Source organism: Yersinia hibernica (assembly GCF_004124235.1).
Classification (GTDB): domain Bacteria; phylum Pseudomonadota; class Gammaproteobacteria; order Enterobacterales; family Enterobacteriaceae; genus Yersinia; species Yersinia hibernica.
Window position 1 is genome coordinate 2,555,912 of the sequence record NZ_CP032487.1, and the last position, 25,824, is coordinate 2,581,735.

The following is a 25,824-nucleotide window of genomic DNA, read 5'->3' on the forward strand; positions in this document are numbered from 1 at the left end:
CGGTTTTTTTAGGATTGGCGTAATGAATGAATGTTCTTTGGAACAACAGATTGGACTGATCGAGGCTATTGCTCAGGGCGATCAGTCCGCTTTTGAAAAACTTTACCGGCTGACATCCCCGCGATTATTTGCAGTCGCCCTGCGCATGTTACGTAACCGAGCACGGGCGGAAGAAGTGTTGCACGACAGTTTTCTCACAGTCTGGAACCGGGCTGGCAATTACAATGCGCAACTTAGCGCACCACTCACTTGGCTAACCCATATAGTTCGCAATCGCGCTATCGACCTGATGCGAGGTTGTGATAATCGCCTACAGACATTGGATGATACCCAAGCCGATGATCTAACTGACGATACCCTGACGCCACTGACACAGTTGCAGCAAGACTGTGAAGCTAAACAATTAGCAGACTGCCTAATACATCTGCCTGTTGAACAGCGCCAAAGTATTATGTTGGCTTACTATCAAGGGCTGTCTCATGGGGAGATATCGGTTCATTTACAGCAACCTCTGGGGACGATAAAAAGCTGGATACGTCGGGCGCTAGGCCATCTAAAGGACTGTGTAGGCTTATGAAAAACAGAAGCGAATATCACTCAGCATTGGCCGCAGAATATGCACTGGGTACCCTGCGCGGGCTAGCTCGCATGCGCTTTGAGCGCAAAGCCCGCCGCGACCCACTGCTGGCGGCTGATGTGGCCAATTGGCAGCGCCTATTGACCCAACTTGATAATCAACTCACCCCGTTAACGCCCCCTGAACAGGTCTGGAAACGGCTGCAATTACAGTTACCGCCGCCCAATGTTCGCCACCTTAAACACAACCCCTGGTCTTATGTCGGGTGGGCGGTTGCCGCATGCCTGGCGGCCATATTGCTTATTCCGCGCTTATTGGTTGAGCCTCCGGCCGCCATTCCCGTCGCGGTGTTGTCAAATAGCCAGCAGAGCACCCAGTGGGTTGTGAGTCTGGAAAAATCAACTCGCAGTTTAACCTTAACACCACTGAACCCTGTCGCGGTCAGTGACACTCATAGCCTTGAATTATGGAGTATTCCTGCCGGCGAAAAACCCCATTCGCTGGGGTTGTTAAATACCCAAGGCCCAACACAACTGACGCTGGCTGAAAACCAATTAACCGCCCATTCACTACTGGCGATAAGCTTGGAGCCTCATGGTGGCTCGCCTACCGGGCAACCGACCGGAGCTGTATTATTCAGCGGGCCATTACAAAATCTGTAAATTATTTTTCTGCGGAGGCCATAGATGCAAGACTGGAACCCTGATTTATACCGCCAATTTGAAGCAGAGCGCACCCGCCCCGCTCACGACCTGTTAGCGCGCATTGATGCTATAACACCAAAGCGAATCAGTGATTTAGGATGTGGGCCGGGCAACTCGACCCAATTGTTGCACCAGCGTTTTCCCCATGCCCATCTTGTCGGCATTGATAATTCGCGCGCCATGTTGCTCAGCGCACAACAGCGCTTACCGGATTGTGCTTTCCTCGCGGCGGATATCCGCCAGTGGCAGCCATCAGAGCCACAAGACCTGATTTATGCCAATGCATCATTGCAGTGGCTCACTGACCATCAGCAACTTTTCCCTTATCTATTCTCTCAATTGGCTGCCAGCGGGATACTTGCCGTCCAGATGCCGGATAATCTGGATGAACCCAGTCATCGAGCCATGCGAGAGGTCGCAGAAAATGGCCCATGGCAACAGACGATACAAGAGGCCGGGGCTATACGAGCCAAAGTGCTCAGCGCCAATCAATATTATGATTTACTGGCCCCTCATGCTGAGCAAGTTGATATCTGGCGAACCACATATTACCACCCGATGCCATCAGCGCAGGCGATTGTTGACTGGCTACGGGCAACCGGTTTACGGCCTTTTCTTGAAAAATTGACTGAAGCTATGCGATTGGATTTTCTGCAAGATTATCTGGCCATTATTGATGCGGCTTATCCACCGCAAGCTGATGGCCGGCGCTTACTCGCCTTTCCGCGCTTATTTATTGTTGCTCGCGCCACACAATAACCTATTGAGTATGCCGGTGAAATTAATTTACCGGCGTACCATACTGATATCCCACAATAAAATAACCAATAGAAAAATTTACTTATATTTTTAAATATAAAAATACATATAAATCATAGTAATAGTTATTACCAATTAGACATAATAATAAGAATGATAATATTCTAGTATTGAAACACTAAATGACACTTTAAAACACATTCGTCAGTAAGCTATTTAATTGATAGGCATTATCTGCCCTACAAAATTAAATATCTTTGTTATACTTATCGCGGTGAAGAAATTGGTAATCAACTCAATAAAGGGATACCTATTATGAGTACAGCAAAACTGGTCAAAGCAAAATCTTCCGAACTCATCTATACACGTAATGACGTTGATGAACATACTAAGACACTGACGATTAAGCTATTAAACGAGCTAGTTATTCAGTTTATCGATTTATCGCTTATCACCAAACAAGCACACTGGAATATGCGCGGTGCTAACTTTATCGCGGTTCATGAAATGCTGGATGGTTTTCGCACCGCCATTAATGATCACCTCGATACCTTTGCAGAACGCGCCGTTCAATTAGGCGGGATTGCACTCGGTACTGCACAACTCGTGACGGATAAAACTCCATTGAAGAGCTATCCGACTCATATTCATACGGTGCAAGAACACTTAAAAGAGTTAGCAAACAGATATGGCGTCGTCGCGAACTTCGTGCGCAAGGCCATATCAGAAGTCAAAGATGAAGATAGTGCAGATATGTTTACTGCCGCATCGCGCGACCTTGATAAATTCCTGTGGTTCCTTGAAGCCAATATTGAGTAATCACCCGTATTACAGCCAATAGATTTCAAGATGCAGCCAGGCAGGAACTCAACGCCGCCAATAGACCTGTAATTTGAAAGATAATCAGACAGGGCCGGTCTTCCGGCTCTGTTGCCGGAGGTTATATGGCAAGCGGATGGGCCGCGGACGGCGCAGTGCAAGATCAGATTGATTCAACCCTGGAAGAGGCTGTTGAACGGGTACGTCTTGCGCTTGGTAAAGGTGAGAGCGAAAAATATTGTCTGGAATGTGGCCAAGCTATTCCTGACGCGCGGCGAAAAGCGCTGGCTGGTGTTAAATATTGTCTGGCCTGCCAACATGAGTTAGATAAACAGCAAACCAACCAAGCGGGATATAACCGCCGTGGCAGTAAAGACAGCCAACTGAGATAGTTCCTCCCTTTTGCCTTCCAGCCCCTTTTCAAACAAAAACTCGATACAGTTAACAATATTGTTACATAAACATTGATTATCGATTATTTATTATTGACTCGCGAGTTAATAATAAGTAAATAATTAGATAGTTGCACCATAATGATATTGCCGCACCATTTTAGGGCCTCATCTTGGTGCAATCAAAGCCAACTAAGTAATGTGCTGCTAATTACTTTGAGAAAAATCTTTATTTTTAAATAACTTGCATTTCTGGCACGATCTTTTCATATTGCACCCTGAAATATAAAAATGGATCTCCATGCCCCGCGCGGTTGGCGTTGTAGTTTGGCTGCAATATCAACAACAACGGGTATATCCACAAAAGCACAAAGGAACTCCCACTTATGAAGTCACTTGTCAAAGTTTCATTGGCCGCTCTTGCGCTGGCCTTTGCCGTTAGCTCCCACGCCGCAGAAAAAGAACTGATTGTTGCCACAGACACCGCATTTGTCCCTTTTGAGTTCAAACAAGGAGATAAATATGTTGGGTTCGATATCGACTTATGGGATGCCATCGCGAAAAAACTGGATCTGAAATACACCCTGAAACCAATGGATTTCAGTGGCATCATTCCTGCGTTGCAAACCAAAAACGTCGATCTGGCACTGGCTGGGATCACGATTACTGATGAACGTAAAAAAGCGGTCGACTTCTCTGACGGCTATTACAACAGCGGCCTGTTAGTGATGGTCAAAGCGAATAATAACGACATCAAAGGCGAAGCAGACCTGAAAGGCAAAGTGCTGGCAGTGAAAAGCGGCACCGGCTCGGTCGATTATGCAAAAGCCAACATCAAAACCAAAGACCTGCGCCAGTTCCCGAATATCGATAATGCTTATTTGGAGTTAGGGACAGGTAATGCTGATGCCGTATTGCATGACACCCCCAACATCCTTTACTTCATCAAAACTGCCGGTAATGGCCAGTTCAAAGCCGTGGGCGACTCCATTAAAGCTCAGCAATACGGCGTAGCATTCCCACAAGGCAGTGACCTGCGTGAAAAAGTTAATGCCGCACTAAAATCTCTGAAAGAAGACGGCACTTACGCTGCAATCTATAAAAAATGGTTCGGCGTAGAACCTAAGTAATTCATTTTTTGCCGTTTTTAGACCAGGAGAATATCCATGCAGTTTGAATGGAGCGCTATTTGGCCCGCCATCCCAATCCTGCTTGAAGGCGCCAAGTTAACCCTATGGATTTCGGTCCTGGGGTTGCTTGGCGGCCTGATTATTGGGGTTATAGCAGGTTTTGCCCGCGCCTATGGCGGTTGGCTGAGCAGAAATATCGCATTAGTGTTTATTGAACTTATCCGGGGTACGCCCATTGTGGTACAGGTGATGTTCATCTACTTTGCGTTGCCGATGATGATGCCAGTGCGCATCGATCCCTTCACCGCTGCGGTAGTCACTATCATGATTAACTCAGGGGCGTATATCGCGGAAATCACCCGTGGTGCGGTTCTGTCAATCCATAACGGCTTTCGTGAAGCGGGTCTGGCGTTGGGATTATCCAAACGCGATACCTTGCGCTACGTGATTGCGCCTTTGGCCCTGCGCCGGATGCTGCCACCATTAGGTAACCAATGGATTGTCAGCATCAAAGACACCTCACTGTTTATCGTGATTGGGGTGGCCGAACTGACTCGTCAGGGGCAGGAAATTATTGCGGGTAACTTCCGCGCCATGGAGATATGGAGTGCAGTTGCGGTTATCTACCTGATAATCACCTTGGCTCTGAGCTTCGTTCTGCGCCGGTTAGAAAGAAAACTGAAAATAATATGATTGAATTCAAAAACGTCTCCAAACACTTTGGTAAAACCCAGGTGCTCCACGACATCAATCTGAATATCACCAAGGGAGAAGTGGTGGTTATTATTGGTCCTTCCGGCTCGGGTAAATCCACCCTGCTGCGTTGCATCAATAAGTTGGAAGTCATTACCAGTGGCCAGCTGATTGTTGATGGCCTGGATGTCAATGATCCCAAAGTGGATGAACGCCTGATTCGCCAGGAAGCGGGCATGGTGTTCCAACAGTTTTATCTGTTCCCGCATTTAACAGCGCTGGAAAACGTGGCCTTTGGCCCCATCCGTGTACGAGGAGCGTCGAAGGAAGCGGCCAATAAACTCGCGATGGAATTATTGACTAAAGTCGGCTTGGAAGAGCGCGCTCATCATTATCCGGCAGAGTTGTCCGGTGGCCAACAGCAGCGTGTGGCAATCGCCCGGGCTCTGGCGGTAAAACCGAAACTGATGCTATTTGATGAGCCGACATCAGCCCTAGATCCCGAATTGCGCCATGAAGTCTTGACCGTAATGAAAGATTTGGCCGAAGAGGGCATGACCATGGTCATCGTCACCCACGAAGTGGGCTTTGCGCAAAAAGTGGCATCGCGCTTGATCTTTATAGATAAAGGCCGGGTGGCACAGGATGGGGATCCGGATAGTTTGATCTCCAATCCGCCCAGTGAACGTTTACAGGAATTCCTGCAACACGTTTCCTGACGTGCAATTGATAGCGTACTAAAATAAATATGGCGGGTATCTTGACTGATACCTGCCATTTTTATATGGATATTGGGTCATAGCGGCGGCTGTTGATTCTTAACCTGAGAAAATGCCGTCATCAACTTCACCACGTCCTGCATACCAACATTGACCTGATTAATAACTTCACCAGCATCCTGGGTCAGTGTCACCCCGCCCCCCGCCTGCTCAACACACACCCCCATACCTTTGATGGCCGCCATAACACCATCTTGAATCGTCTTGGTCATATGCTCGATTTCAGTCGCCGCCTTACGTGAGCTTTCTGCTAATATGCGCACCTCACTGGCTACCACAGAAAAACCCTTACCATGTTCACCCGCGTGGGCGGCCTCAATTGAGGCATTGATCGCTAATAAATTAGTTTGCGAAGAAATTTTACGGATAGCCTCCACAATCGTGCCAATCTCTTGCGAGCAGCGCCCTAATTCGCTGATAACAGAAGAAGTTTCTCGAGCGACAGACTCCACTTTCTGCATACCACGTACCGCCTGCTGGACAATTTCAGCCCCTTGTGATGCCGACCGGTCGGTGGTTAATGACAAATGGTGCACATCGCGGATCAGGTTTTCTTCCTGCTCCTGTTGCAACATCAAGGGTGTAATATCTTGTGCAATTTTCACGACTTTTAGCACCTGCCCCTCTTTGTCCATAATCGGGTTGTAGCTCGCCTCCAGCCAAATCCGCTCGCCACGGCTGTTCACACGTTCAAAGCGCCCGACAATAAATTCACCACGGGCTAAACGCTGCCAATGCTGATGATATTCCTCGGAGTGGGCAAATTCTGGGGTACACAAAATCTGATGGGGCTGATGTCGAATATCAGCCAGTGAATAACCAATAAAATGCAGTAAATTCGCATTGGCATCCAAAATAATGCCAAGCGGTGTGAACGTAATCATTCCCATCGAGCGATTAAGTGCAGCCAATAAACTCTGGTGCTCTTGCGATTGTAAAATCCGCTCAGTCACATCACTCGCAATCTTGATAATTTCCACGACATGCCCTTGACTATTAAGGACTGGCGTATACGTCCCTTGCAACCAAATAATACTGCCATCTTTACGGACACGTTTAATATTGTCAGTAATTGGCCGCCCTTCATTAAGTAATTGCCAGTGACGCCGATATGCATCACTTTGTACATAATGTGGGTCGCAAAACAGTTGATGATGCTTCCCGAGGACTTCTTCTCGCTGGTATCCCATTGCTTGTAAAAATAGTGTATTAGCATGCTTTACCGTGCCATCCGGCTTGAAAATAATCATCGGGACAGCCCCGTCAATTGAGGTCAATTCGGCGCGTGCAGAGGCATGAGATGAGCTGAAGTTGAACAACATAAGTCGAGTCCTTATGGTGAAAGATAGAGCTGCAAATAGGTCATGTGACTAGCAACGTGTTTGCACAACAAAACCCAGAAAAACCTAATAGGATTTTCTTTAAGTTTTATTCTTCACCCTGGACGATGAGGTTAGTGGTTAATAAAAATAAATACAGAAAAAATCAAAATAAAACTTACACTTGTCAGCTATAGTGCCAGACTAAGAATTATCTTAATTAGCATAGACGAAAGTATTGAGGTTTGCTGCAAGCGCAGTACAAGGAAAATAAGGGAGTGGGGGCTTGCAATGCCCAAAGTCGCGAGAGTTGCAGGTTAGCGACCAGTCGCCGACACATTGGCCGTAGACTGGTTTGCACAGCACTTATGCAAGCCTGTAGGCTGCGCCCTCTTGGCCGATTAACCGCCATGAGCTTACATCAGTAAATAGCCAGCCCTGCAACTTTCAATACCTACGGGATTACCAGCGCTCTGCTTTCCAGGCAGCTTGCTGCTCTGGTGTTAGGAACGTCCAGGCGACAAACCGGCTCACTTTCTGCCCCTGGGCCATATCAATAGTACGAACCTCAACAGCATTGGCGTAACGCAGCGCATGATAAATAGCCGGTAATGTTGTCTTTTTAGAAATCAGCGAGGTAAACCAGAAACAGTTTTGTGCTTTTGTTGCACTCTCTGCCACCATGCGGCTAACAAATCCTTCTTCCCCGCCTTCACACCAAAGCTCGCTATTTTTGCCACCAAAATTTTGCACCGGCTGAGCGGCGACGTCACCTTTACCCAGCTTGTGCAATTTGCGCCGCGTGGTTGCTGCCGCCTCTTCTGCTGAGCCATGGAATGGCGGATTACACAGAGTGGCATCATAGCGCTCATTCACGGCCAGAATACCGTCGAATATCGCCTGTGGATTCTTTTGCAGTTTAAGCCGAAGACTATTTTTTAGCGCTGGGTTCATGGCGACCACCATCTTCGCCGCACTGAGTGCAGGCGAGTCAATGTCAGTTCCAGTGAAACGCCAGCCGTATTCTCGTTGACCAATAATGGGATAAATACAGTTCGCACCCACACCAATATCCAACAAAGCAATATTTTTACCCTGCGGGATAACACCATCATTGCAGCTGGCCAATAAATCAGCCAAGTGGTGGATATAATCTGCACGCCCGGGGATGGGGGGGCATAAACAGTCAGCTGGAATATCCCAATATTCAATGCCATAAAAATGTTTCAGCAATGCTTTATTGAGCATTTTCACCGCCAGTGGAGAGGCAAAGTCGATAGAAATATCACCATAAGCAGTTGGCGCCAAAAATGGAATTAGCTCAGGGCAACTCGCTGAAAGCGCGGCAAAATCGTAACGTGAGCGATGACGGTTGCGCGGGTGCAAGCCACTTTTTTCTTTCGGGAATATTTTTTTGTTTTCCATCGTACCGACTCTCTGATAGGCATTTTCTGGCGCGTAAGATAGCATAAATTCGGGTTAAACGAGTTAGCAGCACAAGAAGCCGCTTGCTGTTAGTCAATGTATCACAAGCCAGAATATCTGATGGATGACACTATTCAGGCCCGGTGAACCACTGTGCAATATAGGAATGTATGAGTACTGAAAACGACTATTACTACGAACCGGCTGCTGGCCATGGTCTGGCACATGACCCGCTGAAGTCTATTATTAGCCCGCGCCCCATCGGTTGGATATCGTCAGTCAGTAGCAGCGGGCAACGTAATCTTGCGCCTTACAGCTTCTTTAACTGCTTTAGTGACCGCCCCCCTATTATTGGTTTTTCCAGTAGTGGCTGGAAAGACAGCGTGGCGAATATCACACAAACCGGTGAATTTGTCTGGAACTTGGCCACCCGCCCACTGGCTGAGGCGATGAATAACAGCTCCGCTTCTCTAGCGCGTGATCAAGACGAGTTTCTATTTGCTGGATTAACACCGAGACATGGCCGCCGCGTCAAGGTTGATTGTGTCGCCGAAAGCCCGGTAAATTTTGAATGTAAACTGACCCAATGTATTCAGCTAAAAAATGCTGAAGGGGCGGCAATTGATAACTGGCTAGTCTTAGGTGAAGTTATCGCGGTACATATTCATCGTGAACTCATCAATGCCGAGGGGATTTACCAGACAACCGCCGCTCAACCCATTTTACGTGGCGGTGGCGCCAGCGCTTATTACCAGATTGCCGATGACTTGCGCTTTGACTTATTACGACCTGAGGGCACGGAACTCCGGCAATTTAATTCAAAAAAACTGAACAAATAGCTCAATTCTATCCGGTTTTAAAATTTCAACAAGGGCGTAACATAGCTTCTATCGAAAGGGAACGCCCTTTCAAACTAAAAACCGAATAGGAATACATCATGAAAAACATCAAAAATTTCGTTGCAGTTATCGCCCTGTCTACTTTATCTTTCGGTAGCTTCGCCGCTGAATACGTCAATAGCCAGGAAGCGGCTAAATTAGAACAAGTTGGCGTTATCTCCGTCAGTGGTGTCACTGACCTGAGCAGCTTGAAAGCACAACTGGCAGAAAAAGCCGATGCCGCTGGCGCTAAAGCTTTCACTATCACCTCAGCAACCGGCAATAACTTGATGCATGGTACTGCGGTTATTTATAACTAATTAACCTTTAGTTATCAAAGCGTTGTAACAGAAAAAGCCCATCAGCAAACCTGATGGGCTTTTTTCTGTATGCAACACAAAGCGTTATATTTTTTATTGCAGCCGCGCGTTTATAGCCTGGGCGAATGTACGGCACATCACCTCATCACCCTGCTGGTTGTCAGCCAGAAGTTCATCGCCATCAACCACCCGCAGCGCCACATTTAAATCAAAGTCTGCCGCCGACTGTGGCCGTATTTCGGCCAATTCAATGGTTTTTTTGGCCTCATGCCAAGCCTCTGCAACGGTTTGATTACAAACGTTGGCCAGATAATCCGGATTAAACCCCTCGCCTGTTAGGCTGCGCAATGTCTCATCGTGGCTGACACTGTTGCCGGGCCGCCAATAATGCTCAGCGAGATCAGGCCCAATCGCGGGGTTATCCGTCAAATAGCCGTCGCGTTTGAGGAAGAATGCTCGGGTCTGCTCGACCGCCATCAATGCCAATAAATAACCTTGATAAGAGCAAGCTGACTCCATTGATAGCAAATGTGGAATCGCTAAGGTGGGGCGCGGGCTGCCACTGACACCCAGAATTTTTAACTCAATATCCCGTGCCAATTGGGTCATCGCCTCTGGCGTACATTGTGCGTCATCCCACTGATAAAGCTGCCATTCAAAATAGGGCACTAATAAGATATGGCGCTCATTAAAAGCTCTCATCGGTTGCCGCGCCTGAATACTTTCCTGAATCAATGCATCGGGAACCGCTGCACCCTCACTATTTTTAGCATAACGTTTTATCCAATCGGCATCATCAAGCAGGCTATCACAGAACATCGATTGCGTTTCGGCATAAGCCATTGAAGTTGGAGGAAATTCCTGTGAGAAACACGGCGCATTTTGCACAATATTGGAAAAATGTGCGGCATGCCCCCCTTCATGGAACAAGGTATTTAGCCCCGCCGCCCCACTTCCAACCAGATCTGGCTTGGCCAAACTGGTAAAATTGATCCGCGCAGGTATCCATTTGCCTTGATCGACAAAAGGCGGTACCGGCCCATGCATAAAACCATTTTCATATTTACCTTTGCGCACCAACAGATCTAAAGTCATCTGTGCACCACGAAAACCAATATGCAGCCGTTTAAAGCTGTTGACCCAGCGATCAAGTGACTCAGCAAAGGGAAAATAAGGGTCTAATTGACGAGTAACATCGCCCCCACTGGCAAAGCGAATATTCCAGGGTTGCAGGGTTTCAGGGCCTTTATCTTCAACTAATTGCTGTAAACTTCGCAGGTTAGCCTCACGGGTTTGGGCTTCGAAACGATCCAAAATGGTAAATAACTGCTCTGGCGTCATCTGCTCAGTTTTATTCACTTTGTAATCAAAGTAATTGCGATAGCCCATTTTCCGGGCGAAACGATTACGTAAACTAATGAGTTCTGGTAAACCATGGTGCAATAACCATTGCTCCAGCCCACGTAATGCCAGATGTGAACTATGGCGATACTCCGTATTCTCATTGGTGCCTTGATTGGTCAATAACTCCCCCAAGGAAGCAGCCACTCGCTCACCAGCAGCATTTAAATGTGTCAGAATAAAGGTCTTGCGGCGCTGGAAGAGGGCTGACTCAGCTGCAATAATTTCATCGAGTAGCGTTTGCGTAGCGGGATCTTCAATAGCATTACAATCAAAAAAACGATACCACCCTTGCAACCCATGCAGCAGTTCATCCCGTTCCGCCGTAGCGGGTTCATTTTTCAGCTGGGCAATAAGGTCACGCAACTCTTTTAGCCGCTGGCTTTGTGCAATAAAACGCTTATAAATTGTCTCAGCGGCTGAGAATTGCTGTGCAATATCCTCGCCGCCAAGCCCCATGTAGTTCTGCCAGAACAGGTCCTCTTTGGCCTGATGGACTGCCAGATAATCCTTATTTAAAGCAGTAAAATAGTTCAAAGCCTGTTGCATAACGTTCCTTTTCAGCAGCTTGGGAAAGCAAAAAAGTGACTCACTCTGATGTAGTCAAGGTGGCTAAATGACCCAATGTTAGAGTGGTTTGGTTGTTATCTGGTGCAGTGCCTGTTCGAGTGTATCCGCCTGCCCGACTGCGACCAAACAGCAGGCTAGCTGCTTTTGGATAGAATCAGGGACAGGTAAAACCCCCGCTAAACAATCTTCAATCCAAGCGGCGGTGGTAGCGGTATCTTTTGCCAAAGGTAATGTCTGTTCAGTTGGCTCTGGTTGACGATCTAACAAAATCTGCTGCTCGCCTTCATTGATGTAATGAATCGGTGGACAACGTAATGGGTTAGCATAAACCTCCCCCTCAGTCCCTTGCTGTAACAGTGCCGGCGCACTGATCGCCTGGAAGAATCTCCCGACTTTTTGCATGTATTCCGGATGAGAAACACTCGCAAGGCGCAGCGCCTTATCGTGGATAAATGGTGTGGCCAGTTTTGCCAAGGTATGGCTACTGTTTCTCACTCCCATACGCCAGCGTTGCTGTAATTGCGCGTCTAACTGAGCGGACAGTGCTGAAACAGGAATAAACACCGGCAGCCCATTATCCAGGCGCGATTGAGCCTCGGCCACACTGTGTGACCAGGGAATGTTCAGGTGCTGAAAAATCTCGCCACTGGTCACCCGGCTACTGTCTTCTGTCACGCCGTGCACCACCACTGGCAGCCCAAGTCGGGCCAATAATAGTGCCAGTAATGGGGTGAGATTAGCTTGTTTGCGGGCACCATTGTAGCTTGGGATAACAATCGGTAATGGGCGGCCCTGCGGCGTGCGCAGTGACATCACCTGCTCTTGCATCGCCTGATAAAACCCCAGGATTTCCTGTTCGGATTCACCTTTAATGCGCAATGCAATCAGAATGCCCCCCAACTCCAGCGCCGGGACTTGCCCCGCCAGCATCGCCTTATACAGTTCATAGGCAGTCGGTTGATCCAAATCACGGGCATGATTTTTACCGCGCCCAATCTCTTTGATAATTTTGCTGTAATCCATGGTGCGGTATTTCTCCTATCAATGCTTCGGAATATCAATCAGGTTGAATATGGCTGAAACTTTATCACTGATATGGATATGTCCGAAACAATTGATAGCTAACTCCGGCCCGACCACCGCGAGAAGTAAAACCACCGTGACCGGGCTACTTTTATGGATTGTTCGCCTCTTCCGGTGGGCTAAACAACACCCGGTAGATAGCGCCGCCCAGAGCCCCGCCAACCAAAGGCGCGAGCCAAAATACCCATAATTGTTGCAAGGCGATTCCACCTGCAAAAATAGCCACCCCGGTGCTACGGGCTGGATTTACCGAGGTATTATCCACAGGAATGCTGACTAAATGAATCAGTGTAAGACACAGGCCAATTGCCAGAGGGGCGGCAACTGCGGGAGAGCGTTTATCGGTCGCGCCCATAATCACCATCACAAACCCCATAGTTAAAACCACTTCTGCGACCAATACTGAGGGTAAGTTATAGCCCCCCGGTGAGCGCACCCCAAAACCGTTAGTGGCGAAGCCGGCACTGACGTCAAAACCGGCCTTGCCACTGGCGATTAGATACAAAACTGCGGCGGCCGCTAATCCCCCGCAAACTTGCGCACCAATATAAGGAATCAACTGCGCGCCAGAAAACCGGCCACCGACCCATAATCCGAGTGATACCGCAGGATTAAAATGCGCACCAGAGACATGCCCTAGTGCATAGGCCATCGTGACCACCGTTAGCCCGAATGCCAATGCTACACCGAGGAATCCAATACCGGCCACTGGGAACATTGCCGCCAAGACTGCGCTACCACACCCGCCTAACACCAGCCAGAAAGTGCCAATAAACTCTGCCATTAGCTGTTTCATTCTGCTCTACCCCTGTCCGCTAAACATATCGATAGTCGTTAGCGCGACCGCTAACCAACCATCAGCAATTTACACCGGAGGTACTGCTAAGCTTGGCATGTTAGTGCCTGCTCACCAGCGGCTAATATAAGCTTAGTCATTGGATTAATACGTATCAGGAAAGATTTCAGCTCAAATGATGCTTGTGTGAAATTAACCATGACAGGAAAACGATGTTGCGGTGAGATTTAGGCCAGATTGGGGCGAAACCCACATCCAGCGGGCAGTATCACGCAAAGCTCTTATTCAAGCTGCGCTGATAACTGCCTCCGCTCGCCAAAGCACTTTATAAAGCGGCCCGCTTTCTCCGAACACGTTTTCCTGCCGCTTTAGCTGCCCCTTTCACCTGCGGTGCCGCCACACTCTTGCCTTCCGGCATAGCTGGCTGCTCAATGGGGAAGACCGGCAACGCCGCCAGCAATCGCGAACCATAGCCCTTGGTTAATAAACGCCGGTCATAAATAACAATTTCGCCGTGGCATTGGTTGCTTCGAATCAAACGCCCGACTTGCTGAATCAAATTGAATGAGGCACTTGGCAAGCTTTGCACTTCAAACGGGTAGCGATTCAATGACTTAAGCCACTCTCCTTCCGTCAAAATCACCGGGCTGTCGATAGGAGGAAATGCAATTTTGTGAATATGAACCTGAGTCAATAATTCGCCCTTCAAATCCAACCCTTCGGCAAAGGATTGCAAACCAATCAATACACTGGCAACCCCCTTACTCACCCGCTTACGGTGCTCCTCTACCAACCGATAGCGGGGTTGATCCCCCTGAACGAGCAGCATTAAACGCAAATCAGTGACATGGCTCAGGAAAGTTTGCATCGCCCGGTGACTGCTAAATAAAATCAACATGCCCTTATGCCGCCCACTGGCTTGTTGTGCGCGGAAAAAGTGCGCCATTTCGGCCAAATGTTCCGCTTCATGGGCCATGGTTGGCTCAAAGCGCATTTTGGGAATGATAAGCTTGCCTTGCTCAATATGATTAAATGGCGATGACAACGTCTCAAACCTGTCGCCGGCCCGCTCACTGAGCCCACTGAGCTCCTGTAAACGGGAAAAACTATTTAATGAACGCAAAGTTGCCGAAGTAACAATCACATGGGGCACTTTGCGCCACAACATTTTGTCGAGCTGATCACTGACACGAATGCCCACACAGTGGAAATAAAGATGAGTTTGATTCTCGCGATAATCCCGGGTAACCCACTTGGAAATCGGCGCATTTGATGCTTTTTCCATGGCCGCTAAGCGCCAAAGCTTGCTCATGGCCTCGAGATAACCCAATGTCCGGCTCATTTGCAAAATGGCGCGATGCAACCGAACAATATCGTGCTGACCGGTTTGTTCACTCAAATCATTGAGAACAAACTCAGCTACACCACGCAAAGCATCCGTCAATTTAAATAATTTGGCGCAATCCTCTGTTAAACTGCCCGGTAGTGCCCCCATTTCAAAGCGATATACTGCCGGGCTACCATCGGCAGGAAGAAGCTGGCTAACTTGCTGTTCCACACTCAGCATCAATTCACGCAATTGTTCGCAATGATCTTTCAAGCGCTCCGGGTTAGCCAGGCCCGGCGGGCTTTTCGGTCGATATTGCACCATGCATTGGTCCACCAGCCGAACAATCATGTCCAACTGCATATTGGCAAAAACGGCGGTGATCTCGCCCTCAATCTCTAATGCATCCCGGGCGACATCTGGCAGATGGTGGCCTTCATCCAGCACCAGCAGCAGCTCTTTGGGGTTGGGCAACACCGAGTCAGTTTCCAATGCCGCCATCACTAATGCATGATTGGCGACCACCACATCTGCACTTTCAATTTCTTTGCGGGCCATAAAAAATGGGCATTCACGAAAATAATGACAATTGCGCCCAAGACAGTTGGCTTTATCAGTGCTTAATTTGGCCCACAGACTGTCACTGAGTGATAGCTGATGATGATCACGTAGCCCGTCCCAAACATGGCTGTTGAGCGATTTGGACAACGCCAGACATGTTGCCTGTTCCTCACCATTGGCGGGTGCCAATTCGTCACCCAGAAAAAGCGATAAATCCCCTTGCCCGGACACATCAGTGCACATTGCCGCCAAATTACGCGGGCAGACATACCGCCCACGCCCAAAGGCACCGGTGAACTTGAGATCAGGAATAATTTTCTTCAGCAGCGGCAAATCTTTACTGTAAATCTGATCCTGTAGTGCCACGTTTGCCGTGCTAACCACCAGAGGTTTACTCTCTGCCCGACTGACCGCAATGCCAGGGATCAGGTAAGACAGAGTTTTACCAACTCCGGTCGGCGCTTCAATCGCCAAATGACGGCCAGCATCACCGGCCAGCGTTTTGGCCACTTCGGCTATCATCTGGCGCTGCGGAGCACGCGAAATAAAGTCTGGGATCTGCTGTGAAAGAGCCTTATACCACTGACTAATTTGTTCTTTTACTGCTGGGGACAACGCCATGCATATCTTATCTAAACTGAATGTTGCCCTATTGTCCCACACCAAAGCGCTCACGTCAGCCCGAAAGCAGTGCTGCCAATAGCCGAAGTGCCAGTTTGTCGCAAATGAAAGTGAACAATATTTACCTAAAGTCGCAGTTATTTATGTTTTGTCATAAATATATCACACAGATGCGGTAAAAAATCTGCGCTGGATGAATTCAGACTGATATTGAATACAGCAAAAAATTTCACCACTCGCGTCTTTTTAAATAAGAGAAACAGGGCAAAAAATATGAAACGTAATATTCTGGCAATCATGGTACCGGCTATATTAATTGCCACTACGTCACACGCAGCAGAAATCTATAATAAAGATGGTAATAAACTCGATTTATACGGAAAAGTAAAAGCACTGCATTACTTCTCCGATAATAACAAAAGTGATGGCGATAAATCTTACGTCCGCTTTGGTTTTAAAGGTGCAACTCAAATCACTGACCAATTGACCGGTTACGGCCAATGGGAATATAACATTGCAGCTAACTATGCTGAAAGCCAAGAAACAAAAGACAATAAAACACGTTTAGCATTTGCGGGTTTACGTTACGGGAAATTAGGCTCAATCGATTATGGCCGTAACTACGGCGTATTATATGACATCGCCGCCTGGACCGATATGTTGCCGGAATTCGGTAATGACAGCTACACCAGAACCGATAACTTTATGACTGGCCGGACAACCGGTGTTGCGACTTACCGCAATACAGATTTCTTCGGTTTGGTCGATGGCCTGAAATTCTCTTTGCAATACCAAGGTAAAAATGGCAGTGAAGCCGATAGCAATAATGGCCGTGCCGATGCGGCCAAACAGAATGGCGACGGCTTCGGCTTGTCTTCCAGCTATGCCATTGGCGCGGGTGTCAGTGTAGGTGCAGCTTATGCTTCATCTAACCGCACGACAGCACAGAAAGAGGGGCGATTTGGTAAAGGCGATAAAGCGGATGCCTGGACAACCGGTCTGAAATATGATGACAACGGCGTTTACTTAGCTGCGACTTATGCTGAAACCCGTAATATGACCCCTATTTCTGGCACTGCGGTTATTAATAATGTCTCCACCAGCGTAAGTGGCTTTGCTAATAAAACTCAAAACGTTGAGTTAGTCGCGCAATATCAATTTGATTTTGGTTTAAAACCGTCCTTGGCTTACATTCAATCTAAAGGGAAAGATATTGAAGGTATTGGTGATGCGGATCTGGTTAAATATATTGATATCGGCACTTACTACTACTTCAATAAAAATATGTCCACCTATGTTGATTATAAAATAAACCGTCTAAATGATGATAATAAACTGAAATTAAATACAGACAACGTGTTGGCTGTCGGTCTAGTTTATCAGTTCTAATGGTTATTTATACTTGCTATACGTCAAGCTGCATATGTGTTAATCGCCTTTATACAATTTGAATTATTGAGTGTATTTTAGCATTACCCTCATTGCTTTATTTTGTATGTTTCATCATATTTTATGAATTAACTTTATTTTCAGTCATCATTTTTGCCGGGAGACTCTTCCCGGCTTTTTATTATTTGTTAATAGGAATGGAGAATAACCCGATATCGCGCAATGCTTCAGCGACAGCACCTCTGCGTTTTTTCTCAACCTTAGCCCCCGCATCGGAAAAGTTGGCTTGCTGAATCCATTGTTGATAACGATTTTCACCCAGCGCCTTATCAGCCTGAGCCATGAGAGGCACCAGCCGTATACCAAATTTATCAAGACTAGGAGAGGGCCATTGGTTGTTTTCACTAGAGAAAGGGGCCATAAAATCAAGGGCTTTAATCAAACCACTGCCATCTGGCGTTTGATAATGCCACAGGTCAATTTTAACCTTATCAGCCAATTGGGCCATCAATATGGCGGCCTGCAAACTGAAATAACTGTAATGAAAAGAGCGCGTTCTCGCCAATTCCAGTGGTTGGGAACCATCCGCTGCTAATTGAGTATCCAATTTAGTTTTAAGTAATTCCGCCATCTCCACCACCACTTGTGGCTGCTGTAGATACCAAGCAATTCCAGCTACTTGTACCGTATACCAATTACCGTGGTTATTCTTTGCTGCGGCTTCTTTTTGACCTGCCGGACTGTGCCGTAACCATTGTAGATATGCCGTCATCCACTGCCGAATCTGCTTTTCATCTTGTGCCGTCCAGCGCTCATTTTGGCGTAGCATAATCAGTGAATCGACAATTCGGGTGGCAAAATAGCGCCCGTCCAAGACCCCAGTTCCGCGCCCGGCGGCAATTCCCGGCACACCCTGAGCAAAATTGAGATTAGGGTTCATACGAGTATCGGGGTCAATAAACCAGGTTTTAATCAAGCTGATGGCTTTATCAGCATATTTCTGTTCACCGGAAAAATACCAAGCTAACGTCAGAGTCTGTACCTGATCGGTAAAATCAGCCAAACGCACACCATCACTCTCTTCGTTTTTACTGGCGGGATTAATCTGCCCGTCTTGACGTATCCAAGGCAAACCATCACTTTTTTGACTATCTGGCCACCAATATGCACTCAGACTCAGATAATCATGCTTAGAGCCACTGGGCGGTATACTACTTTTATCCATGACACTGGGGTTTGGCCGCTTGAGTGCTTTATCCGCTTGCTGCAAGAGCTGACGATAAGCCTGCTGGGTTTCCAGCGGAATTGGCCCCGCGCCCCTGAGTTTTTCTTGCGCGATAACACGTTGATTATGCTGTAATACCTCGGCCGATAAAAAGGCATACTCACTTAATACTGCCGCTGAGGCGGGCATGATAAGCAAGGCTAACAATGCAGCCAGGCCGGAGTAAAAACGTGCCAGATGAATAATACGCGCCGCCATAACTCACTTACCTCATCGGATAACCATCAGATAAGCTGCATGAAGCTATCTGGTTTTATGCATCATGCCTGAAGTTATTTTTGCTTTCTTGCAAAGAGCAAATTTTGCTACTGCCTATTAAACAAACTATTGTTATCGACCAGAATAACTCACTGTTTTAGCGAAAATTTTAGAGGAAAAATTAAAACGTAAAAAAATAATAAAAACCTTTGCTAACGATCACTATTCTCATGTTTACTGATACACCTCTGTTGGGCCATTCCTTTTCTATTGAATCATTATGCTGAAGCAAAATAGCCGTAATCTGTGGTTGCTGGTCGGTTCACTATTTACTTTGTACTTCGTCTGGGGTTCCACTTATCTGGTCATTCGTATCGGGGTCGAAAGCTGGCCACCTTTAATGATGGCGGGATTGCGCTACCTGATTGCCGGGGTATTACTGTTCAGTTTCTTGGCTATTCGTGGCCATGCCTTGCCCACGTTGCGTCAATGGCTGGGGGCCAGTGCCATTGGCATCTTATTATTGGCTATCGGTAATGGGTTAGTCACTATTGCAGAACATCAGCATGTTCCCTCAGGAATTGCGGCCGTTATGGTCGCAACCGTACCATTATTCACTTTATGTTTCAGTATGTTGTGGGGTATGCGCAACACAAAGCTAGAATGGTCAGGTATTGCACTTGGCTTAGTCGGAATCATATTACTCAACACCGGCAGTAACTTATTAGGCAACCCGCTGGGCGCAATGTTGATATTACTGGCCTCTGCCAGTTGGGCATTTGGCTCGGTCTGGAGTTCACGGCTGGCATTACCTAGTGGCGCGATGTCTGGTGCCGCACAAATGTTAGTGGCAGGTGTCGTGTTGTTGCTTGCCAGTACGTTAAGCGGTGAAGAACTCAAGCAAACGCCCTCACTAGGGGGGATCTTTTCACTACTTTACTTGATTGTTTTTGGTTCAATGCTGGCTATCAGCGCTTATATGTTCCTGCTGAAAAATGTCCGCCCAGCAGTCGCTACCAGTTATGCCTATGTCAACCCGGTAGTTGCGGTATTGTTAGGAATTGGTTTTGCCGGTGAGAGCCTATCCACCACAGAATGGTGCGCATTAGCCGTGATTGTTTCGGCAGTAATATTAGTGACTCTGGGAAAATTCCTGTTTAAGCCCCGTTAATATGCTAGCGGTTTGAAACATGGCGAACCTGCATAGTAAGAATGCAACATGGTTGTTTCATTTAGCCAACAGGCTATAATTCATGCTGTTTAGATAAAAAGTGAAAATAATTATGCTGAGAAAAGCACTCATTATCCTGATTGCGGTAATGGCTTTGAGTTCATTAGGTGGCGTTTTCCTGGCAGGGCTGAACATTTATACTCGTTCAACAACGCCGCATGAAACTGAAACGACGGAATCCAGCCCATTGTCTGATATTGGCCCTGCGGGCTTGTCTAACAATGGTCAGGAATCACCGTAAACGCCCATCCAATCGCGGCATCGCTGCTGCAAAAACTGACAAGCCCCTAACCCTTTCAGGCACCGGTGAGCGGTGGGGCTACAATAGGTTTAAGGGTGAAAACTTTCCCTGCTAATCAGATAACACCTGAATTAAGCGCCTTGCTCGAATAGCCGCTATCACATCAATAGCTGCTTTATCGACGATCCCTAACCCCGCCAGTGTCCTGCGCACTGCTATAACATAGCTCAATGACTCAGCAATTGCGCTGGAGATTGCGGCATATGAGGGCGCATATTTTGCAAAAGTTGGTGCTTCACTACACTTGCTTTAAAGCGTTATGACTCCTGACGAGAAAGCCATCTCTTGCATCTGCTTAATAATGCCATAGTCCGACCATGGCAATATGCTAAATCCGGTAATCAATAGTTTATCCTTAGCAGAAGTTGCTTCTGAAGAATTTATTGTGGCCTCAATGGCCTGGCGTATTCGGATAAGTTGCTCTGCAGATGTCGCCAAAGAAGTGATCAGTGGCAATCCCGGTGTTGCATCGGTTTGCGCTATGATTTTTAATCCGGCAACTGCTGACGGATTAGCACGCTGTAATAATGCAAAACTAACGCAATCTATTGCAGCAATATCAGCTTGACGCTGTTGAATCATTGCGATTGAACGATAATGCCCACCGGAGGCGACTGCATGGGAAAAGAAGCGCCCATTAACGGCCAATGGAACAATTAGCGCTCGTAGCGCATTGTACCCTGATTGAGAGTCTGTACTGTTATAAGCAACGACCCGATGACGAAAATCTGACAGTTGTTCGCCTTCCTCATCGTCACGAACCACCACTAAACTGCGGTAATACGCACCAGAACAATAAGGTGATTGATAGCTGAATGTACCGACCAATTGCACCTGTTGATGCAATTGTGTTACCAAGGGAAAACCGCAGGTTTGGCTCAAAAGCAGCGCAGAATCACGCCAATGTGGCAGTAAATCTGACGGCCAAAATAACTGCTCATTTATTCCAGTAATGCCATAGAGGTGCAAGTGTCGCGACAATATTTGCCAAAAGGGCTGTACATCTTGTTGTGGCCTAACCCCATACATCGGCAGTGATATCAGCATAGGCACCTACTTAACAACAGCCTTAAAAACGCAGCCGTCAGTTGTGTTTTACAACAAGAGTAACTGTCATCCCCGCCAACGAGATAACCGCCGGTTCCAACGAGTAAAAATCATATCCGTAATAATCGCCAATAATGCGACCACCACCGCCCCCTGAATAACATAAGCCGTATTAAAACCGCTCAGCCCAATAATAATCGGCGAACCTAGGGTTTTTGTCCCGACCGTTGAAGCAATAGCAGCAGTACCAATATTGATAATAACTGATGTCCTAATGCCTGCGACAATAACCGGTGCCGCCAAAGGTATTTCGACACGCCATAAAATTTGTCTAGCACTCATGCCAACCCCCTCAGCCACCTCACGGATATCTCTGGAAACAGACTCAATACCCGTGATAGTCCCTTGTAAAATAGGCAATAAGCCATAGAGCACCAAAGCAATAATTGCCGGTTTTTCGCTAAACCCCATCACCGGCACTGCAATAGCAAGTACCGCAACTGGTGGAAACGTCTGCCCCATTGCGACGATAGTTTCTACCACTGAACGAAACTCTCTTCCTGCCGGACGAGTCACGGCAATACCGGTGCTAACCCCAATAAAAATGGCGATAATACTGGAAATCAGTACCAATAAAACATGGGCAACAACCAGTGACCAAAATGTCTCCTGCAGATAAATAGGTCTGTCAAGATCAGGAAATATCGACGCGAAAAAACCACCTAGCGACGTCATACCAAAAACCAAACCCAACAATACGAGTAATGCCCAGCCAAGAGGGTCTGTTAAGCGGTTAACTATCCTTGATTTGGGCCTCCCAAGCAGATGCTTTTTCACTTTATCGGGTTTGATAGCCGCTGGTTTCATACGCCCCCCTGATCCGCATCCGCTACCAAATCAGCAAAATAAAGCACACCCAGTGGATGCCCCTGTTGGTCAGTAACCAGTAACTTATCCGTTTGCCGGGATACAAACAGAGAAAGGGCCTCACGTAAACTCGTCGTACCGAGTATTGGTTGCCCTGTCGTCATTTCACCGCGCCTAACACGTTGTTCAGCGCGCCCAAGTGACAACAATTTAATACCAAGATCACTGCGGCCAAAGAAATCACGGACAAAGTCATTAGCAGGCTGAATTAACATTTCAAGAGGCGTTCCTTGCTGGATAATTCTCCCAGCATCCATCAATACGATACGGTCAGCTAAACTCAACGCTTCATCAATATCATGGGTCACCAATACAATAGTTCGGCCAGATAATTGGTGAATACGAGCAATTTCAAACTGCAAAGCCGAACGTGTTACTGGGTCTAATGCTCCAAATGGCTCATCCATCAGCAATACTTCTGGGTCTGCGGCTAAGGCTCGAGCAACGCCTACCCGTTGTTGCTGCCCACCAGACAGTTGATGAGGGTAACGATGAAGAAATTGTCCTGGATCCAGATGTAACAGCTCAAGCAGTTCAATAACTCGTTGCCGAATATGTTCTTGGGGCCATTTCAGTAATTGTGGGACAGTGCCAATATTGCGCTCCACAGTCCAGTGGGGAAATAGCCCTATTGATTGGATGGCATAGCCCATTCGTCGCCGTATATCTTCAGGTTTATAATGGCGTATTTCTTCCCCAGCAAAATGGATTTCACCCTCATCATGTTCAATAAGCCGATTAATCATTTTTAGTGTGGTCGACTTACCGGAACCAGAAGTCCCTATTAATACAGTAAATTCTCCTTTAGCAATCTGTAACGTTAGGTTATCTACTGCCAGTTTACCGGCAAAATATTTACTTACCTGATGGAAATGAATCATCGATGCGAAGTATCCATAAAAATAACGATGAATTTAAACAGCGAATCAACTACTACCGCCATCACAATCACGGGTATTACGCCCAATAACACCAAATCCAATGCACTGCTAAGTAAACCTTGAAATACAATCGCCCCCAGTCCTCCGGCACCAATCAACGCCGCGATCACGGCCAACCCAACAGTTTGTACAGCAACAATACGAATTCCGGATAAAATCAGTGGCATGGCAATCGGTATCTGCACCCGAAAAAACAGCTGGAGGCGAGTCATACCCATACCTTGTGCTGATTCAACCACACTGTCGGGCACCGCCTCTAACCCGGCGACAACACTGCGAACTAGCGGTAATAGAGCATAAAGCACGAGTGCAACAATAGCCGGAGCTAGCCCAATACCACTGACACCATGCTCTGCCAACCAGGGGACAGCCGCCGCCAATCCCGCCAACGGCGCAATCAGCAAACCAAACAAAGCAATGGATGGAATAGTTTGAATAATATTTAGCGTGGAAAAGACAGTGCCTTGAAAGCGAGGAGAGCGAAAACACAATAAACCAAGAGGAATGCCCAGAACCACAGCAGGTACCAGTGTTGCCAACAAAATTTGAAGGTGTTGCCATAATGCATCGTTAAACACGTCTTGACGATTAACATACTCTTTCATCAATGACAGCTGATCAAATTGTCCGGTTGCCAACAATATTACGACAGGCAAAATCAGCGAAATGTTCGCCAAGCTACGCCAGATAGGATTCACAACTGCACGAGATAAGCTATCAGTAGCAATCAATATACTCATTCCACTCATCAGCCAGAACCCACCGCCAAGTGATGTGCGAGCAAGGCTTTCTTCACCTCCAGCAAGTTGTGCCGCGGTTGTCCCTGCCAAAAACAGCAGACCGAACAACAGCACTTCGGCTATCAAAACAGTTGACCAGTACAGGACAATATTTTGTTTGGCGAAAGCGAAGGCGGATAACATCAACAAGGGAACTAACAACCACCAAACAGGCCCCTTTATCAATGATATTAATGAAATACCCTGCCCTGAGATCAACCGATTAGGTGCATGACTGACAAAAGAAAGCCCTATCCCAGATAAAATCATCAAAATAACCAATGCCAACAGGACTCTGTTTTTTACAGCCATAAAACTCCATCTCCATGGCAAATAATCTTTCTTATAACAACGGGTTATCTATTTTTTGGATAGTGCTACAGATATTGACAGCTATATCTGATATACACCACTACCCTTTAACAAACCCTTTTTCTTTCAGATAATTAGCGGCAACTTTCTTTGCATCCTGACCTTCAACCGCAATACGAGCATTCAGTTTTTGTAAGGTTGCGCTATCAAGTGTGGCAAACACGGGATCAAGCAAAGCAGGGATATTGGGATGCGCTTTCAGCGTAGCTTCGCGGATTATTGGCGCTGGCGCATAAATAGGTTGCACACCTTTGGTATCTTGTAACGTTTGCAGCCCTAAAGCTGCCACCGGGCCATCAGTCCCATATGCCATGGCCGCATTAACACCCGAGATTTGTTCAGCAGCCGCTTTAATCGTCACGGCGGTGTCGCCACCAGCCAATGATAACAACTGATCTTGATTCAATGTAAAGCCATATGCTTGCTGGAAAGCCGGAAGAGCATCAGGTCTTTCAATAAACTCAGCAGAAGCTGCTAATTTGATTTTCCCCCCCGCATTAATCCATTTACCTAAATCATCTAATGTTTTCAAATTATTCGTTTTGGCTAGATCCTGACGAACAGCAATAGTCCAGGTATTGTTTGCTGGCGCAGGTGAAAGCCACACCAGTTTATTTTTTGCATAATCCAGTGCTTTTACTTTTTCATAGCCCGCTTTAGCATCTTTCCAGGCAGAATCTTTTTCATCAGCGAAGAAAAAAGCACCGTTTCCTGTGTATTCCGGATAGATATCAATCTCACCGGCCGTGATAGCCCCACGAACAACTTTGGTGGTGCCCAACTGAGATTTATTGGTCGTTTTAATCCCGTTAGCATCAAGAACCTGCACAATAATATTGCCCAACAATGAGCCTTCAGTATCAATTTTTGAGCCAACACGTACAGTGTCAGCGGCCTGTGATGTGCCAATTGATACCGCCAACATTGCTGTAGCTAGCGCAAAAAACCAGCTACGGGTTAAGATCTCCGCCATATTCTACCTCTATGTGCTCAAAGGTTAATAAAAATACACATCGTTAATGTATGTAAAATGACCATATCAGCAAGGAAAAGCCCACCATCATTAACAAATAAGTAACCACATTAGCTTTATAGATAACAGTATGATAGCTAAGTAAAAAGAGCTTCGCTGACAAGATTGACTGTTAAGATTACACAAAACACTGTACATAACAACAGTAAATCACAGATAAATGGCAG

25 protein-coding genes are annotated in these 25,824 nt (G+C 47.0%); 13 read left to right on the top strand and 12 right to left on the bottom strand.

Translation table 11 applies throughout. The features are described from left to right. Positions 1 to 22: 22 nt before the first annotated feature. From D5F51_RS12075 to glnQ, 8 genes are all read left to right on the top strand, one after another. Complete coding sequence (locus tag D5F51_RS12075) at positions 23 to 577, top strand: sigma-70 family RNA polymerase sigma factor (protein WP_025377734.1); 555 nt, start codon at positions 23 to 25, stop codon at positions 575 to 577. Continuing rightward, on the top strand, positions 574 to 1,239 hold the full coding sequence (locus tag D5F51_RS12080; protein ID WP_129197020.1) for an anti-sigma factor: 666 nt from the start codon (positions 574 to 576) through the stop codon (positions 1,237 to 1,239). Before D5F51_RS12075 ends, D5F51_RS12080 begins: the two co-directional genes overlap by 4 nt. Before the next feature lie 24 nt (positions 1,240 to 1,263). Continuing rightward, the gene (gene tam, locus D5F51_RS12085; RefSeq protein WP_129197022.1) at positions 1,264 to 2,040 is read left to right on the top strand and encodes a trans-aconitate 2-methyltransferase; all 777 of its coding nucleotides are present in this window, start codon (positions 1,264 to 1,266) and stop codon (positions 2,038 to 2,040) included. 315 nt (positions 2,041 to 2,355) lie between these two features. Next, a complete protein-coding gene (gene dps, locus D5F51_RS12090) occupies positions 2,356 to 2,859 on the top strand; it encodes a DNA starvation/stationary phase protection protein Dps (RefSeq protein WP_129197024.1) in 504 nt (167 codons plus the stop codon). A gap of 125 nt (positions 2,860 to 2,984) precedes the next feature. After that, positions 2,985 to 3,251 carry a DksA/TraR family C4-type zinc finger protein gene (locus D5F51_RS12095; protein ID WP_129197027.1) on the top strand — a complete coding sequence of 89 codons (267 nt, stop codon included), beginning with the start codon at positions 2,985 to 2,987 and terminating at the stop codon, positions 3,249 to 3,251. A gap of 386 nt (positions 3,252 to 3,637) precedes the next feature. Then, entirely contained in the window at positions 3,638 to 4,381 is a 744-nt protein-coding gene (gene glnH / locus D5F51_RS12100; protein WP_025377729.1) for a glutamine ABC transporter substrate-binding protein GlnH, read from the top strand. 36 nt (positions 4,382 to 4,417) lie between these two features. Next, on the top strand, positions 4,418 to 5,074 hold the full coding sequence (glnP, locus tag D5F51_RS12105) for a glutamine ABC transporter permease GlnP (protein WP_005158787.1): 657 nt from the start codon (positions 4,418 to 4,420) through the stop codon (positions 5,072 to 5,074). Continuing rightward, complete coding sequence (gene glnQ, locus D5F51_RS12110) at positions 5,071 to 5,793, top strand: glutamine ABC transporter ATP-binding protein GlnQ (RefSeq protein WP_005168188.1); 723 nt, start codon at positions 5,071 to 5,073, stop codon at positions 5,791 to 5,793. The genes glnP and glnQ overlap by 4 nt, the downstream gene beginning before the upstream one ends. 77 nt (positions 5,794 to 5,870) lie before the next feature. Here glnQ and D5F51_RS12115 read toward each other — a convergent pair whose 3' ends face one another. Then, positions 5,871 to 7,175 (bottom strand): methyl-accepting chemotaxis protein, encoded by a 1,305-nt coding sequence (locus D5F51_RS12115; protein ID WP_162301734.1) that lies wholly within the window; start codon positions 7,173 to 7,175, stop codon positions 5,871 to 5,873. 459 nt (positions 7,176 to 7,634) lie between these two features. Further along, positions 7,635 to 8,597 (bottom strand): 23S rRNA (adenine(1618)-N(6))-methyltransferase RlmF, encoded by a 963-nt coding sequence (gene rlmF / locus D5F51_RS12120; RefSeq protein ID WP_167480526.1) that lies wholly within the window; start codon positions 8,595 to 8,597, stop codon positions 7,635 to 7,637. Positions 8,598 to 8,767: 170 nt separating this feature from the next. On the opposite strand from rlmF, the gene D5F51_RS12125 reads away from it, so the two are divergent. Both D5F51_RS12125 and bhsA read left to right on the top strand, forming a co-directional pair. Further along, the gene (locus tag D5F51_RS12125; protein WP_129197030.1) at positions 8,768 to 9,436 is read left to right on the top strand and encodes a flavin reductase family protein; all 669 of its coding nucleotides are present in this window, start codon (positions 8,768 to 8,770) and stop codon (positions 9,434 to 9,436) included. Between the two features lie 98 nt (positions 9,437 to 9,534). Next, positions 9,535 to 9,795 carry a multiple stress resistance protein BhsA gene (bhsA, locus tag D5F51_RS12130; RefSeq protein ID WP_025377726.1) on the top strand — a complete coding sequence of 87 codons (261 nt, stop codon included), beginning with the start codon at positions 9,535 to 9,537 and terminating at the stop codon, positions 9,793 to 9,795. Positions 9,796 to 9,888: 93 nt separating this feature from the next. Here the strand turns inward: bhsA and D5F51_RS12135 are convergent, their stop codons facing one another. The 4 genes from D5F51_RS12135 to dinG all read right to left on the bottom strand — a co-directional run bounded on the left by D5F51_RS12135 (position 9,889) and on the right by dinG (position 16,154). Beyond that, positions 9,889 to 11,745 (bottom strand): M3 family metallopeptidase, encoded by a 1,857-nt coding sequence (locus tag D5F51_RS12135; protein WP_129197032.1) that lies wholly within the window; start codon positions 11,743 to 11,745, stop codon positions 9,889 to 9,891. 78 nt (positions 11,746 to 11,823) lie between these two features. Then, a complete protein-coding gene (ybiB, locus tag D5F51_RS12140; RefSeq protein WP_129197035.1) occupies positions 11,824 to 12,789 on the bottom strand; it encodes a DNA-binding protein YbiB in 966 nt (321 codons plus the stop codon). 151 nt (positions 12,790 to 12,940) lie between these two features. Then, the gene (gene aqpZ / locus D5F51_RS12145; protein ID WP_025377724.1) at positions 12,941 to 13,645 is read right to left on the bottom strand and encodes an aquaporin Z; all 705 of its coding nucleotides are present in this window, start codon (positions 13,643 to 13,645) and stop codon (positions 12,941 to 12,943) included. A gap of 325 nt (positions 13,646 to 13,970) precedes the next feature. Further along, positions 13,971 to 16,154: an ATP-dependent DNA helicase DinG gene (gene dinG / locus D5F51_RS12150; protein WP_129197037.1), complete on the bottom strand. Its 2,184-nt coding sequence runs from the start codon at positions 16,152 to 16,154 to the stop codon at positions 13,971 to 13,973. 273 nt (positions 16,155 to 16,427) lie between these two features. On the opposite strand from dinG, the gene ompF2 reads away from it, so the two are divergent. Then, on the top strand, positions 16,428 to 17,543 hold the full coding sequence (gene ompF2, locus D5F51_RS12155; protein ID WP_129197039.1) for a porin OmpF2: 1,116 nt from the start codon (positions 16,428 to 16,430) through the stop codon (positions 17,541 to 17,543). A gap of 181 nt (positions 17,544 to 17,724) precedes the next feature. On the opposite strand, the gene D5F51_RS12160 is transcribed toward ompF2, so the two are convergent. Beyond that, positions 17,725 to 19,026 carry an alginate lyase family protein gene (locus D5F51_RS12160; protein WP_129197041.1) on the bottom strand — a complete coding sequence of 434 codons (1,302 nt, stop codon included), beginning with the start codon at positions 19,024 to 19,026 and terminating at the stop codon, positions 17,725 to 17,727. Positions 19,027 to 19,306: 280 nt separating this feature from the next. On the opposite strand from D5F51_RS12160, the gene yedA reads away from it, so the two are divergent. Together yedA and D5F51_RS12170 are read left to right on the top strand one after the other, a co-directional pair. Continuing rightward, a complete protein-coding gene (gene yedA / locus D5F51_RS12165; protein ID WP_087769256.1) occupies positions 19,307 to 20,197 on the top strand; it encodes a drug/metabolite exporter YedA in 891 nt (296 codons plus the stop codon). Between the two features lie 112 nt (positions 20,198 to 20,309). Beyond that, a complete protein-coding gene (locus D5F51_RS12170) occupies positions 20,310 to 20,498 on the top strand; it encodes a hypothetical protein (RefSeq protein ID WP_025377722.1) in 189 nt (62 codons plus the stop codon). Between the two features lie 309 nt (positions 20,499 to 20,807). Here D5F51_RS12170 and D5F51_RS12180 read toward each other — a convergent pair whose 3' ends face one another. From D5F51_RS12180 to osmF, 5 genes are all read right to left on the bottom strand, one after another. Further along, the gene (locus tag D5F51_RS12180; RefSeq protein ID WP_162301841.1) at positions 20,808 to 21,587 is read right to left on the bottom strand and encodes a phosphate/phosphite/phosphonate ABC transporter substrate-binding protein; all 780 of its coding nucleotides are present in this window, start codon (positions 21,585 to 21,587) and stop codon (positions 20,808 to 20,810) included. A gap of 84 nt (positions 21,588 to 21,671) precedes the next feature. Then, positions 21,672 to 22,472, bottom strand: coding sequence for an ABC transporter permease (locus D5F51_RS12185; RefSeq protein ID WP_162301735.1), 801 nt, complete (start codon positions 22,470 to 22,472; stop codon positions 21,672 to 21,674). Then, positions 22,469 to 23,413, bottom strand: coding sequence for an ABC transporter ATP-binding protein (locus D5F51_RS12190; RefSeq protein ID WP_129197045.1), 945 nt, complete (start codon positions 23,411 to 23,413; stop codon positions 22,469 to 22,471). The genes D5F51_RS12185 and D5F51_RS12190 overlap by 4 nt, the downstream gene beginning before the upstream one ends. Next, complete coding sequence (locus D5F51_RS12195) at positions 23,410 to 24,564, bottom strand: ABC transporter permease (protein WP_129197047.1); 1,155 nt, start codon at positions 24,562 to 24,564, stop codon at positions 23,410 to 23,412. Before D5F51_RS12195 ends, D5F51_RS12190 begins: the two co-directional genes overlap by 4 nt. A gap of 100 nt (positions 24,565 to 24,664) precedes the next feature. Further along, positions 24,665 to 25,597: a glycine betaine ABC transporter substrate-binding protein OsmF gene (gene osmF, locus D5F51_RS12200; protein WP_129197049.1), complete on the bottom strand. Its 933-nt coding sequence runs from the start codon at positions 25,595 to 25,597 to the stop codon at positions 24,665 to 24,667. Between the last annotated feature and the right edge of the window lie 227 nt (positions 25,598 to 25,824).